General features: G+C 71.3%; 15 protein-coding genes. 5 read left to right on the top strand and 10 right to left on the bottom strand.

Annotated features, from left to right (window positions below):
• The 4 genes from Q8A52_RS04475 (at position 1) to Q8A52_RS04460 (ending at position 2,784) form a co-directional block, all read left to right on the top strand.
• Positions 1-522, top strand: a complete 522-nt coding sequence (locus tag Q8A52_RS04475; protein ID WP_316749049.1) for a YbaK/EbsC family protein — start codon at positions 1-3, stop codon at positions 520-522.
• Complete coding sequence (locus Q8A52_RS04470; RefSeq protein ID WP_316749047.1) at positions 519-1,364, top strand: DMT family transporter; 846 nt, start codon at positions 519-521, stop codon at positions 1,362-1,364. The genes Q8A52_RS04475 and Q8A52_RS04470 overlap by 4 nt, the downstream gene beginning before the upstream one ends.
• A gap of 140 nt (positions 1,365-1,504) precedes the next feature.
• Positions 1,505-2,395: an NAD(P)-dependent oxidoreductase gene (locus Q8A52_RS04465; RefSeq protein ID WP_316749045.1), complete on the top strand. Its 891-nt coding sequence runs from the start codon at positions 1,505-1,507 to the stop codon at positions 2,393-2,395.
• 113 nt (positions 2,396-2,508) lie between these two features.
• Entirely contained in the window at positions 2,509-2,784 is a 276-nt protein-coding gene (locus Q8A52_RS04460) for a DUF1876 domain-containing protein (protein WP_316749043.1), read from the top strand.
• Here Q8A52_RS04460 and Q8A52_RS04455 read toward each other — a convergent pair.
• The 7 genes from Q8A52_RS04455 to Q8A52_RS04425 all read right to left on the bottom strand — a co-directional run bounded on the left by Q8A52_RS04455 (position 2,774) and on the right by Q8A52_RS04425 (position 8,195).
• The gene (locus Q8A52_RS04455; protein ID WP_316749951.1) at positions 2,774-3,946 is read right to left on the bottom strand and encodes a serine hydrolase domain-containing protein; all 1,173 of its coding nucleotides are present in this window, start codon (positions 3,944-3,946) and stop codon (positions 2,774-2,776) included. The genes Q8A52_RS04460 and Q8A52_RS04455 overlap by 11 nt on opposite strands.
• A gap of 208 nt (positions 3,947-4,154) precedes the next feature.
• The gene (locus Q8A52_RS04450; RefSeq protein WP_316749041.1) at positions 4,155-4,421 is read right to left on the bottom strand and encodes a hypothetical protein; all 267 of its coding nucleotides are present in this window, start codon (positions 4,419-4,421) and stop codon (positions 4,155-4,157) included.
• A 136-nt stretch (positions 4,422-4,557) separates the two neighbouring features.
• Positions 4,558-5,022, bottom strand: a complete 465-nt coding sequence (locus Q8A52_RS04445) for an organic hydroperoxide resistance protein (RefSeq protein WP_316749039.1) — start codon at positions 5,020-5,022, stop codon at positions 4,558-4,560.
• 106 nt (positions 5,023-5,128) lie between these two features.
• Positions 5,129-5,587, bottom strand: a complete 459-nt coding sequence (locus tag Q8A52_RS04440) for a MarR family winged helix-turn-helix transcriptional regulator (RefSeq protein ID WP_316749037.1) — start codon at positions 5,585-5,587, stop codon at positions 5,129-5,131.
• Between the two features lie 46 nt (positions 5,588-5,633).
• Complete coding sequence (locus Q8A52_RS04435) at positions 5,634-6,401, bottom strand: energy-coupling factor ABC transporter ATP-binding protein (protein WP_316749035.1); 768 nt, start codon at positions 6,399-6,401, stop codon at positions 5,634-5,636.
• Positions 6,389-7,150, bottom strand: coding sequence for a cobalt ECF transporter T component CbiQ (cbiQ, locus tag Q8A52_RS04430; protein ID WP_316749033.1), 762 nt, complete (start codon positions 7,148-7,150; stop codon positions 6,389-6,391). Before cbiQ ends, Q8A52_RS04435 begins: the two co-directional genes overlap by 13 nt.
• A gap of 1 nt (position 7,151) precedes the next feature.
• On the bottom strand, positions 7,152-8,195 hold the full coding sequence (locus Q8A52_RS04425; RefSeq protein ID WP_316749949.1) for an energy-coupling factor ABC transporter permease: 1,044 nt from the start codon (positions 8,193-8,195) through the stop codon (positions 7,152-7,154).
• 176 nt (positions 8,196-8,371) lie between these two features.
• On the opposite strand from Q8A52_RS04425, the gene Q8A52_RS04420 reads away from it, so the two are divergent.
• Positions 8,372-8,725, top strand: coding sequence for an SsgA family sporulation/cell division regulator (locus Q8A52_RS04420; protein WP_316749031.1), 354 nt, complete (start codon positions 8,372-8,374; stop codon positions 8,723-8,725).
• 22 nt (positions 8,726-8,747) lie between these two features.
• On the opposite strand, the gene Q8A52_RS04415 is transcribed toward Q8A52_RS04420, so the two are convergent.
• From Q8A52_RS04415 to Q8A52_RS04405, 3 genes are all read right to left on the bottom strand, one after another.
• Positions 8,748-10,412 (bottom strand): penicillin-binding transpeptidase domain-containing protein, encoded by a 1,665-nt coding sequence (locus Q8A52_RS04415; RefSeq protein WP_316749029.1) that lies wholly within the window; start codon positions 10,410-10,412, stop codon positions 8,748-8,750.
• Positions 10,413-10,517: 105 nt separating this feature from the next.
• Complete coding sequence (locus Q8A52_RS04410) at positions 10,518-12,143, bottom strand: penicillin-binding transpeptidase domain-containing protein (protein ID WP_316749027.1); 1,626 nt, start codon at positions 12,141-12,143, stop codon at positions 10,518-10,520.
• Between the two features lie 246 nt (positions 12,144-12,389).
• Entirely contained in the window at positions 12,390-12,926 is a 537-nt protein-coding gene (locus tag Q8A52_RS04405; protein WP_316749025.1) for a hypothetical protein, read from the bottom strand.
• Positions 12,927-13,036: the final 110 nt, after the last annotated feature.

The following is a 13,036-nucleotide window of genomic DNA, read 5'->3' as shown; positions in this document are numbered from 1 at the left end:
ATGACGACGACAGCCGCCACTGACGCCGACGCCGAGGGCTCCGGAGCCCACCCCCGCTTCGCCGCGGCCCTGGAGGAACTGGGCCTCGGGGAACTCCACTCCCGGATCAGACGTTTCCCGGACGCCACCCGCACCTCCGCCGAGGCCGCCGCGGCCATCGGCTGCGAGCTGAGCCAGATCTGCAAGTCGCTGGTCTTCGCCGCCGACAGGGTGCCGGTCCTTGTGCTCATGGACGGGGCGTCCCGGGTGGACGTGGAGCGGGTGCGCGAGGAACTCGGAGCCGAGGCCGTCACCCGGGCCAGGGCCGATGTCGTACGGGAGACGACCGGGTATGCGATCGGGGGCGTGCCGCCCTTCGGGCACCGGACCCGCACCCGGGTGCTCGCCGACCGGTCGCTGCTGGAGCACGACCTCGTGTGGGCCGCCGCCGGGACCCCGCACACGGTCTTCCCCATGGAGCCGACGACACTGATCGCCCATGCGGGCGGCACTCTGGTGGACGTGCGCGAGCGCACCTCGTGACGCCGCTGGTCACCGCGGCCGTCCTGCTCGCCGCGGTCACGCACGCCAGCTGGAACGCGATCGCCCACCGCATCACCGACAAGCTCGTCGGGTTCACCCTGATCCTGGCCGGCGGTGTCCTCATCGGGCTGGCCCTGGTGCCGTTCGCGGCGCTCCCGGCGGCCGCGGCATGGCCGTACCTGCTCTGCTCCGCGGCCATCCACGTCGTGTACGTCGTCCTGCTGATGGCGTCCTTCCGGCTCGGCGACTTCGGGCAGGCCTACCCCATCGCGCGCGGCACCGCCCCGCTGGTCGTCACCGTCTTCGCGGCCGTCTTCGCCCACGAGGTGCCCGACCGCTGGGCCGCCGCCGGTATCGCCCTGTCCTGCGCCGGACTCACCGGCGTCGCCCTGTGGGGCCTGCGCGGGCGCCGGCCGAACCGGGCCGCGATCGGGGCCGCCCTCGCGACGGGGCTGTCCATCGCCTCGTACACCGTCGTCGACGGGCTCGGCGTGCGGGCCTCGGGCTCCCCGCTCGGGTACACCGCCTGGCTGATGGTGGTCCAGGGCGTGGTGATCCCGGCGTACGCCGTCCGGCGCTGGCACGGGAAGACGGTCGCCCTGCTGCGTCCGTTCGCCGCCCTCGGGCTGTTCGGCGCGTTTCTCTCCGTCTCCGCATACGGGTTGGTGCTGTGGGCGCAGACCCGGGCCGCGCTGGCGCCGATCGCGGCGCTGCGGGAGTCGTCGATCATCGTCGGAGCCGCGATCGGGGCGCTGATCTTCAAGGAGCGGTTCGGAGCGCCCCGGATCGCCGCCGCGGGACTGCTGGTGCTGGGTATCGGGCTGATGCTGCACGCCGGGTAGCGGCGCGGGGGAGTGGACCGCGCCGTCGGACTGCTCCGTGCCGCCGCCGGGAACGCGCGTGCCTGAACGACCATGGAGACGGCGCCTGAGCGACCATGCTGAAGGCTCGTACTCATCGCACGGATCAGGAAGTTGACGTCATGACAGACAAGCTCACCGTGAGCGTCCTGGGCACCGGGATCATGGGGGCCGCGATGGCCCGCAACCTCACGAAGGCCGGGCACACCGTCCGTGTCTGGAACCGCACCCGCGCCAAGGCCGAGCCGCTGGCCGCCGACCGCGCCCACGTCGCCGACACCCCCGCCGAGGCCGTCCAGGGCGCCGATGTCGTCCTGACCATGCTGTACGACGGCCACACCGTCCTGGAGGTCATGCGGGAGGCGGCGCCCGCACTGCGCCCCGGCGCGGCTTGGGTGCAGTCGACCACCGCCGGCCTGGACTCGGCCGTCGACCTGGCCGGCTTCGCCCGCGACCACGGCCTCGTCTTCTACGACGCCCCGGTCCTCGGCACCCGCCAGCCCGCGGAGGCCGGACAGCTGACCGTCCTGGCCGCCGGTCCGGAGGAGGGCCGGGCGGCGGTCAAGCCCGTGTTCGACGCGGTCGGCGCCCGTACGGTGTGGACCGGCGACGACGGGGCGGCGGGCAGCGCCACCCGGCTCAAGCTGGTCGCCAACAGCTGGGTCCTCGCGGCCACCGCGGCGACCGGCGAGGTCCTCGCCCTGTCCCAGGCGCTCGGCGTCGACCCGCACGACTTCTTCGACCTCATCGAGGGCGGGCCGCTCGACATGGGGTACCTGCGGGCCAAGGCGGCCATGGTGCTGGACGACCGGCTGTCCCCGGCCCAGTTCGCGGTGGCCACGGCCGAGAAGGACGCGCGGCTGATCGTCGGGGCCGGTGAGGACAACGGCGTCCGCCTCGACGTGGCCGCAGCCGCGGCGGAGCGCTTCGCACGCGCCGCCGCCCAGGGCCATGCCGACGAGGACATGGCCGCCGCGTACTTCGCCAGCTTCGACGGGAAGCCGGCTTCCTGAGGAGAAGCCCGTTTCAGAAGCCCGTTTCCTGACGGAAAGACAGTTTCTGGGCCGACGTGACGCCGGGGGCGTCGAGGAGCACCCTGGAAGCAGTGATTCCGGAGGTGGTCCTCATGATCCACACCACTGTGGGATGGCACGTCGAGCTGGAGTTCCAGGAGGACGATCAGCACACGCGGGCGGCCGCGCTGGTGCGTCTGCCCGACGGCAGTGAGGTACGGGCGCACGGGAGTGCCAGCAGGCACCACACCGACGCAAATCAGCCACGCGTCGGCGAGGAGATAGCCGGCGCACGGGCGCTCAACGAACTGGCGATGCAGTTGCTGACCAAGGCACACGGAGAGATCGACTCGGCGTCCGGGCGGACCTCGCACCCGATCAACGTGTGACGCGCTCCAGGGCCGCCCGCACCGCCCGCACCAGCGCCTGGGCCCGTGGGTCCGCGGTCACGCTCTTGCGGAAGCCGTTGGTGACGTAGCCGAAGGCGATGCCCGATCCGGGATCGGCGAAGGCGAGGGCGCCACCGCGGCCCGGGTGGCCGAAGGAGCCGGCGGACAGCAGCGGCGACGCGCTGCCGTGCAGCATGTAGCCGAGGCCGAACCGGGTGTTCACCACGAGCACGCGGTCCGGCCCGGCGGACTGCTCGCCCCGGGCCGACTCGACCGTCGCGGGGCGGAACAGCCGGGTGCCGCCGTCCACCTCGCCGATCAGGGAGGCGTAGAAGCGGGCCAGTCCGTCGGCGGTGGCGATGCCGTTGGAGGCGGGGAGGGCGGCCGCGCGATAGGCGGGGGCGTTCTCGTCGGGGAGCGGGGTGATCGCGGCGAAGGCACGGCGGGTCAGCGACTCCGGGTCGGCGTAGGCCTCGGAGACGGACCGCTTGGGACGGGTCTTCAGCACGCCGCCCGCCTCGGCGGCCTCGACGGGGCCGACCCGGCCCACGCGCGCGGCTTCCGACTCCGGCAGGCCGAGCCAGAGGTCGGCGCCGGCCGGCCCGGCGATCTCGGTCGCGATGAACTCACCGACCGGGCGGCCGGTGACGCGCCGCACCAGCTCACCGGTGAGCCAGCTGTACGTCTGCGCGTGGTAACCGTGGTCGGTGCCCGGTTCCCACACCGGCGCCTGGGCGGCGACGGCCCGGGCGCCGAAGTCGGGGTCCACGGCCTGCTCCGGCGTCAGCGGGCGGTCGAGCACGGGGACACCGGCGCGGTGCGCGAGCACGTGCCGGACCAGCGTGCTCTCCTTGCCCGCCGCCTTGAACTCCGGCCAGTACTCGCCCACCGGCGCGTCCAGGTCCAGTTCTCCGCGCTGGTGCAGGAGCAGCAGCGCGGCGGCGGCGACGCCCTTGGTCGCGGAGCGCACGATCTGCGCGGTGCCGGGTTCCCAGGGGGCCGTACCGTCGACGTCCTTCGTCCCGCCCCACAGATCGACCACCCGGTGCCCGTGCCGGTACACGGAGACGGCCGCGCCGCGGTCGCCGAGCAGCCCGAAGTTGCGCGCGAACGCCGCCCTGACGGGCTCGAAGCCCTCGGCGACTGTGCCGTTCACGTCCACATCCACGCCCACGCCCGGTCCCTCCACTTGCTTGCGACAGCGAGTGAAACACGGGATTGCGGCCTTGGATTCCTCGGCGGGGTGCCGGAGCCGGTTACGGTTTGGTGTCCTGCGGTCCGCTCTCGTGGTCGGCGGGGCGCGGAGGCCGAGCGGGCAGTGGTCGTAGGTGTACACGGACGTGCCGTCGTGGGTGCGCAGTTCCAGGCGCTCACAGCACCGAGTCGGACTTGTCGCCCTCGGTCACCCAGGACCCGTGGGTCTTGGTGGTCAGCTCCGGCCAGGCATAGGCGCGCACCGACCGGAGCCTGCGCAGCACGACGCCCCCGGCGTACCGGTAGAGCACACCCCGGTGCCAGCCGAACCGGTGGCCGAAGGCGATGAGCAGCGGCCCCACCAGCGCGACCGCGGCCGGCACGGCGGTGCGCTCGTCCCAGAGCCCCCGGCAGAGCCGTATGACGACACTCGGCGGGAACACGATCCAGTGCGGCCCGAAGAGGACGAGCGAGACGATCCAGACCAGGAGCGGGGCGTGCCGGTCGGTGTCGACGAGCCCGCCCAGGCCCCCGGGGTTGTATCCGGACCGGGTCGTGCCGTCACCCCCGGCGCAGGGCTCAGCCCAGGACGATCGTCACGTCGATGTTGCCGCGCGTCGCGTTGGAGTACGGGCACACCTCGTGGGCCGCGTCGACCAGCTTCGCCGCGATGTCCGCGTCGAGGACCGGGAGGGAGACGCTGAGGGCGACGGCCAGACCGTAGCCGCGGTGCTTGTTCGGGCCGATGCCGACCTTCGCGGCGACGGTGGAGCCGGTCAGGTCGTAGCCCGCGCGGTTGCCGACCAGGATCAGCGCGTTGTGGAAGCAGGAGCTGTAGCCGGCGGCGAACAGCTGCTCCGGGTTGGTGCCGTTGCCGTCCCCGCCCAGTTCCGGCGGCATCGCGACCTTCAGCTCGATCGCGCCGTCCTGACTGGTGACGAACCCGTCCCGGCCACCGTGCGCGGTGGCTTCGGCGACGTACATGATCTTCGTCGGACGGGTGTCGACAGCGGTGCCGTCGGTTGCAGCGGTGCCGTCAGTCATGGTCGGCCTTCCCCGGAACAAGTGTGCGCAAGTACATCGTGCACAAGGTACTGGCCGGTAGGTCAGTTGTCGCCCTCAGGGCTCGATAACCGTGGGTAACGTGCGGTCAGCGCCGGGTGGAGGCGTGTTCGGCGCGCTCCGCGAGCCGCCACAACTCCTCGCGCAGCCGCGCGATCTCCTCAGTGCCCAGCCCCGTCGTCGTGAGCAGCGCGCCGGGCACCCGCGCCGCGCGCTCCCGGAGCTCCGCACCGCGCTCGGTGCAGGCGACGAGCACCGAGCGCTCGTCCCGCGCCGAGCGCTCGCGGCACACCAGACCCGCCGCCTCCAGCCGCTTCAGCAGCGGCGACACCGTGCCGTAGTCGAGGCGCAGGGCGGCGGCCAGCTCCTTCACCGTGGTCTCGCCGCGCTCCCACAGCACGAGCAGGACGAGGTACTGCGGATAGGTCAGGCCGAGTTCGTCGAGGAGCGGGCGGTACGCCGCGGTCACGGCGCGCTGGGCGGCGTACAGCGCGAAGCAGAGCTGGTCGTCAAGCAGCAGCGACCCGGCGTCCTCTTGATGCGTCACACGCCCATTGTCCCGGACGAGCCGGGACGGCCGTCACGGAAACGCGTCAGGTCCGCTCGGCGGCGGCCGGAACGGATCTCGGGTCGAAGCCGAAGGGCAGCTCCAGACGGTGGGCGCGCATCAGCGCGTCGTCGGACAGGAGGTCGCCCGTCGGGCCGTCAGCGGCGATCACGCCGTCGCTCAGGATCAGCGAGCGCGGGCACAGTTCCAGTGCGTAGGGCAGGTCGTGCGTGACCATCAAGACCGTGACGTCCAGCGAGCGCAGGATGTCGGCCAGTTCGCGGCGGGAGGCCGGGTCCAGGTTGGAGGACGGCTCGTCGAGGACGAGGATCTCCGGCTCCATCGCCAGGACCGTCGCGACCGCGACCCGGCGGCGCTGGCCGAAGGACAGATGGTGCGGCGGCCGGTCGGCGAAGTCCTGCATGCCGACCCGCTCCAGGGCCGTACGCACCCGCTCCTCCAGCGCGGCCCCCTTCAGCCCGGCCGCGGCCGGGCCGAACGCCACGTCCTCCCGCACGGTCGGCATGAAGAGCTGGTCGTCCGGGTCCTGGAAGACGATGCCGACCTTCCGCCTGATCTCGGCCATGTGCTCCCGGCCGACCGGCAGCCCGGCCACGGTCACCGTGCCGGTACCGCCGCCCAGGATGCCGTTGAGGTGCAGCACCAGGGTCGTCTTGCCGGCGCCGTTCGGGCCGAGCAGCGCGACCCGTTCGCCGCGCCCGATCGAGAAGTCCACGCCGAACAGGGCCTGGTGTCCGTCGGGGTACGCGAAGGCCAGTCCGGCCACTTCGAGCGAAGGTTTCACAGGGTCCATCCCAGCAGGCAGACGACGAGGGCGGCGCAGGGGAGGGCGAGGGCGTACGACCACTGCGCCCGGGACGCGGTCACCTCGTCGATGACCGGCATCGAACCGGCGTATCCCCGGCTCACCATGGCCAGATGCACGCGCTCGCCGCGCTCGTAGGAACGGATGAAGAGCGCGCCGGCCGACTTGGCGAGCACTCCCCAGTGGCGTACGCCGCTCGCCTCGAAGCCGCGCGACTCCCGGGCGATCCGCATCCGGCGCATCTCGTCGGTGATGACGTCGCCGTAGCGGATCATGAAGGACGCGATCTGGACGAGCAACGGCGGGAGTTTGAGGCGCTGCAGACCGAGGAGGAGTTCGCGCAGCTCGGTGGTGGCGGCCAGGAGCACGGAGGCGGCGACGCCCAGCGTGCCCTTGGCGAGCACGTTCCAGGCGCCCCACAGACCGTTGACGCTCAGCGACAGGCCGAGGACGTCCACCCGCGCGCCCTCCGCAACGAACGGCATGAGCACCGCGAAGGCGACGAACGGCACCTCGATCAGCAGCCGCTTCAGCAGGAAGCCGGCGGGCACGCGCGCGAGGTACGCCACGAAGGCGAGCAGCGTGGCGTACAGCCCGAACGCCCACATCGCCTCGCGCGGGGTCGACACCACGACCACCACGAAGGCGAAGACGGCGGCCAGCTTGGTGTGCGGCGGCAGCGCGTGCACGGGGGAGTGCCCGTGCCGGTAGAGCCTGTGCGCGTGTCCCGCCCCCATGTCAGACGCCCGTGCCCGCGGGCGAGACGTCCTGCGTACGACGCCTGCGCACCGCCCAGAACACGGTGCTGCCCGCGACGACCGTGACCCCGACGCCGATCACGCCCGCGAGTCCGCCGGAGAGGCGGGCGTCGGAGACGTCCTTCACGCCGTAGTCGGCGAGCGGCGAGTCGGCGGACGCGTGCTTCTCCGCCTTCTGGTCGATGCCCTGGTCGTGCGCGATCTTCTCCAGGCCGTCGGGGTCGGCGGAGGCGTAGAAGCTGACGAACCCGGCGAGCACCAGGGAGGTGACCAGACCGGTGATCCACAGCGTGCGGTGCGACCGGGCGGTGACGGGGACGGGCCGGGCGGCGGGCGCGTCGACGAGCTCGCCGTTCACCCGGAGCTTCAGGCGCTGCCGGAGTCCGCGGGCGCCGTACACGAGGTCCGGCCGTACGGCGATGACGGCGCCGACCGTGAGCGCGGTGATCGCGGCCTCGCCGATGCCGATGAGGACATGGACGCCGATCATCGCGGTGGCGACCTTGCCGATGGCGACGTCGGTGGTGCCGCCGACCGCGTAGATGAGTGTGAAGGTGACGGCGGCGGCCGGGACGGAGACGACTGCGGCGACGAAGGAGGCGACGGTCACCGAGCGCCGCTTGCGGGGGAGCACCTTCACCAGGCCGCGGAAGACGGCGTACGACACGACCGTCGTGACGATCGCCATGTCCGTGATGTTGACGCCGAGCGCGGTGAGGCCGCCGTCCGCGAAGAGGATGCCCTGCATCAGCAGGACGACGGAGACACAGAGCACCCCCGTGTAGGGGCCGACGAGTATCGCGGCGAGGGCGCCGCCGAGCAGATGGCCGCTTGTTCCGGCCGCGACGGGGAAGTTGAGCATCTGTACGGCGAAGATGAACGCCGCAACCAGTCCGGCAAGCGGGGCGGTGCGCTCGTCGAGCTCGCGGCGCGCGCCGCGCAGGCTCATGGCGAGGGCGCCGGCGGCAACCACTCCGGTGACCGCCGAGGTGGGGGCGTCGATGAATCCGTCAGGTACGTGCACCATTTGATTTTAGTGGCTTGTTGCGAACGTTTTGCAAGAGCGAGGAGCTGGTGTATGCGCATCGCACACCTGAGATACGCAGGGTTCGATGAGCGCAATCCGGGAAATATGCGACATTGGAGTGAAGGCGGAGGCGTGACTTCCGCACAGGTGACGCAGCGTGAGAGGGCCGGCCGATGTCTGTAGTCGAGCAGTACGCGCGAGCCCACATAGTCACGGACGAGAACGTGAACCTCCAGGAGGATCCGGCGGTCCCGGTCGTCCTGCGCTATGACCCCGACGCGGACCCCCGGTCGGTGCGGGTCGGACTTCCCGGGCCGCACGAGTGGACGTTCGCCCGTGCGCTGCTGGAACAGGGGTTGCGGGCACCGGTCGAGAGCGGTGACGTACGGGTGTGGCCGTGCGGCCGGGTCCAGGCCGTGGTGGAGTTCCACTCCCCGGGCGGGGTCGAGGTGGTGCAGTTCGAGTCGAAGACTCTGCTGCGGTTCCTGAGGCGGACGTACATGGCCGCCGAGCCCGTGGCCCATTGAGGGCCGTGCCTCCCGCCGGGGCTCAGCTCCCCATCTTCAGCAGCGCCGCCACGATCGGGCCCGCCGTGTCGCCGCCGTGGCCACCGGCCTGGACCACGCCCGCGGCCGCGAGGTCGCCGCGGTACGCGGTGAACCACCCGTTGGGCTTCTTCTGGCCGTCGACCTCCGCCGAGCCGGTCTTGGCGCCGTAGTCGGGGCCGAGACCGGACATCGCCTCGGCCGCCGTGCCGTACGCGGCCGTGTACCGCATCAGTTCACGCAGCTGGGAGAGTGTGGCCGCGGACATGGTGCGGGTGGCGGTGGCCGTCTTGCGGTGGTCCACGCTCGGGGAGACCAGATAGGGCTGGTGGAAGGTGCCCGCCTTGATCGTCGAGGCGACCGACGCCATGTTCAGCGGGTTCATCCGCACCCCGCCCTGCCCGATCAGGGAGGCCGCCATCTGGGCCGCCGACTGCACCGGCACCGAGCCGTCGAAGGTCGGGACGCCGATCGCCCAGTTGTTCATGGACAGACCGAAGACCTGCTGGGCCTGGTTCGTCAGATCCGAATTGCCCAGCTTCTCCGCCTGGCTGATGAAGGCGGTGTTGCAGGAGCGTGCGAAGCTCGCCTTGAACGTGCCGCCCTTGATCTCGAAGTCGTTGTCGTTGTGGAAGGTCCAGCCGCCGTACTTCACCGTCTTGGGACAGGGGTGGTCCTTGTCCGCGGACGCCAGGTGTTTCTCGATCAGCAGCGACGACGTGATGACCTTCATCGTGGAGCCGGGCGCCAGCGAGCCCTGGAAGGCCGTGTTGAAGCCATGGCTGGTGTTGGCCACCGCGAGGATCTCCCCGCTCGACGGGCGCATGACCACGACCGAGGCCCGCTCCTGCTTGGTCACCTGCTTCTCGGCGGCCGCCTGGAGGGCCGGGCTCAGCGTCGTCCGCACCGTGCCCGGGGTGCCCTTGCTGAGCTCCACGAGTGTCTTGTCGGAGAGCTTGTCCGCCGTGGACGCCTTGCCGCGCACCACGCGCAGCTCGACGCCCGCCTTGCCGCCCGCCGTCTTGCCGAACTTCTCACGCAGCCCGTCGAGCACCGTCCCCAGGGAGGGGAACTTCGCGGCGGTCAGCTCCCCTCCGTCGCGGTCCAGCGCCTTGATGGGCGGGGTGCCGGACTCGCCGGTGACCAGCTTGTCGCCGTCCTTCAGGTCCGGGTGGACGACGGAGGCGTGCCAGTCGACCAGCGGCTTCCCGTCGCGGGCGCGGCGGACGACGGTGAGCGAGCTGTCGTAGGCCAGCGGCTTGCTGACGCCCTTGTAGGTGACCGTGCCCTTGACGGAGAAGGGGACCTTGGCGCCGGTGCGGGTGCCGGCGGTGAGCGTGACGTCCTTGATGCGGGCGTCCTTGGAGTAGCCGCTGAGCAGGGTGGTGGCGGCACCGGAGTCGTCCGTGGCGGCCGCGGCCAGGTTCACCCTGCCCTGCTGCCAGGCCGTGAGAAAGCGCTCGGCGGTGGTTCGCACCTCGGTCGCGGACGGCGGACCGGTCCTGACCGTCTTGTGGTCGCCGGTGGCGGCGGCCCGCCCCTCGGCCGCGGCGCCGCCGTAGAGCAGGTAGACGCCGAGGCCTGCGCCGCCGAGGGCCGCGGCGATCATCCCGCCGACGACCGCGGGTCTGGTGGTCCGTCGCTCGACGACGCGCCTTCTCTTGCCCACTGCCTCAGTTCCTCCGCGAATTCCCCAGGGTCCCCGCTGCCCTCGTAGCCCTCACGCTCCTCAACGACATCACCCACCCTAGAGTCCCTTCCTGTACGAGTGACTTCAGCCGCCGGTCCGTAGCACATCTGCGACAATCGGCCCGGCCGCGTCAATGCCGTGGCCGCCGTCCTGGGTCATGGCCGCGGCCGCGATGTCATTGCGGTATCCGGTGAACCAGCTGTTGGACTTCGCCTGTCCCTCGACCTCCGCGGAGCCGGTCTTCGCGCCGATGCTGCCGCTCAGGCCGCGCATCACGCCGGCCGCTGTGCCGCTGACCGCGGTGCGGTTCATCATCGACCGCAGCTGCTGGACCGTGCCGGCCGTCAGGCCCCGGGCCGTGGCCAGATCGCGGCCGTCGAGCTTCTGCGACACGATCACCGGCTGCCGGAAGGCGCCCGTCATCGCGGTCGCCGTCACCGAGGCCATGTTCAGCGGGTTCAGCTGCACCTGGCCCTGGCCGATCATGTTGGCCGCCGTGTCCGGGCCGCCGGAGGCGGGGATCCGGCCGTCGAAGGAGGGTATGCCGACCTTCCAGTTGCCCTGCCCGAGCCCGAAGCGCTCCTCGGCCTCCTGGGTGAGGGAGCCGACCTTCACCTCGTCCGCGTACTTCACGAACGCCGTGTTGCAGGAGCGGGCGAAGCTGTCGGAGAGCGTGGCGTGCTCGTCCGGGGCCAGGCCCTTGAGGTTGCTGAAGGTCTGGCTCTGCCAGGTGGCGGTCGGCGGGCAGGGCGCCGGGCCGGTCGCCGTGGTGATCCCGTTGTCGATGAGCGTCGCGGCGCTGACGATCTTCATCGTGGAGCCGGGCGCCAGCTCGCCGAGGAACGCCGCGTTGAAGCCGTCGTCACGGTGGTTGGCGACCGCCAGCACCTCGCCGGTGCTGGGCCTCACGGCCACCACCGAGGACTCGGCGTACTTCGTCACCGCCTTCTCGGCCGCCGCCTGCACGCTCGCGCTCAGCGTCGTCGGCAGTCGGCCCGGCCTGCCCTTGGCCAGGGTCACCAGGGTCGTGTCGGCGGCCCCCTCGGCCTGGTGCCGGACGGCCAGCTCGATGCCGGGCGTGCCGCCCGCCTTCTCGCCGTACCGGCTGCGCAGCTCGTCCAGGATCGGACCCAGGGACGGGTACTTCTCCTTCGTCAGGACCTTGCCGTCCCGGTCCACGGCCTCGATCGCCGGGCTCGCCGACTCGCCGGTGACCAGCGTGTCGCCCTGCTGCAGCCGCGGGTGGACGACGGCGGGCCGCCAGTCGACGAGGGGCCGGTGCGTCGTCTCGCCGCGCACCACGGTCAACCGGCTCTTGTAGTCGAGCGGTTTGGACTTCCCGTCGTACGACACCGTCGCCCGGACCGTGAAGGGCACGGTCGCGCCGGTCGCCGTGCCGGGCGTGATGCTCACCTCGGTGATGTGCGCGTCCTCGCCGTAAGCCGTCAGCAGCGCGCCCGCGGCCTCGGCGTTGTTCGTGTACGACGCGGCCGTCGCCACCTGCCCCTTCTCCCAGGCCGCGAAGAACTTCCGCGTGGTGTCCCGCACCTCGTCGCCACTGGGCGGCCCGGTCTTCACCGACGCCGACCCCCCGCCCGTTCCCCCGTCCCCGCTGAGCGCGGACAGAAGGTTGTACGCCCCGTACCCGGCCCCACCCACCAGCGCGGCGAACACCCCGCCCACGATGGTGACCCTGACCCCCTTGCGCATGCCGAAGTCCCCTCCCCCGTCCCCCGTTTCAGTCCTCGAACTGTAGGTGGCCCAAGAGGTAACTGTGAGGAATGTTTTCGGATGTTGTCCGAACGGAGCTCAGAAGCGTGACTCGGACCCCGGTATCCAGCCACATACGTGAACACGGCTGGCTGAGACCGCTCGGGTCGCCTCTCCGAGGCAGCTGCCCGGACCCAGGTGTCCAGCCACATCCGCGACCGCCGGTTGTCGATCGGGATCGGGCCGTCAGGGACTGCCCGGGCCGGCCGCTGCCAGGGCTTCCGCCGCTACCAGTCGCAGCGCACGGTTCGTGAGCCAGCTGTTTTTCCCGCCAGCCAGGTACGCCACGGCATGGCCGACCCATTCCGGGTCGCCGAGGAGATGTAGCTTTCCCTCGTCGATGAGCTGCCGCAGCAGATACTCCAGCCGTAGGGCGTCCACCGCCCGGTATGGGCGCGCGTGCCGGTCGAAGCGCAGCTGGTGGTCCTCGTACGGGTGGCGCAGTGTCATGTTCATCCAGCCGCCGTCGCGCCCGGCGACCCTACCTGTCAGCGTGTACATGCCCCTGCTGTTCGTGTTCCAGGAGTGCTTGCCCCAGGTGATCCGGATGCCACTCATGATCCTGGACCACGGGATCAACCGTCCCTCGGAGTCCGGCTCGCGCTGGTAGAGCCCGTCCGGGCTGAACTCCACCCAGTGGGTATCCGGTCGTGTGGCGTCCCCGACTCCCCAATGGTCGCCGACCAGTTCCAACGGTCCCAGGAATGTGCCGTCCTCTACCATCCCGTCATTGAATCATGTGTTCTACGGACTGTTGTGCCATCTCTGCCCGGTACCTCCCGTCCGTACCGTGCCCGCAACTCCTCGCTGAACAGCTCCATTTCGAAGAGGCC

Origin of the sequence: Streptomyces herbicida, from assembly GCF_032656585.1 — a bacterium.
GTDB lineage: Bacteria > Actinomycetota > Actinomycetes > Streptomycetales > Streptomycetaceae > Streptomyces > Streptomyces herbicida.
This window is presented reverse-complemented; position numbering and strand designations above follow the sequence as displayed.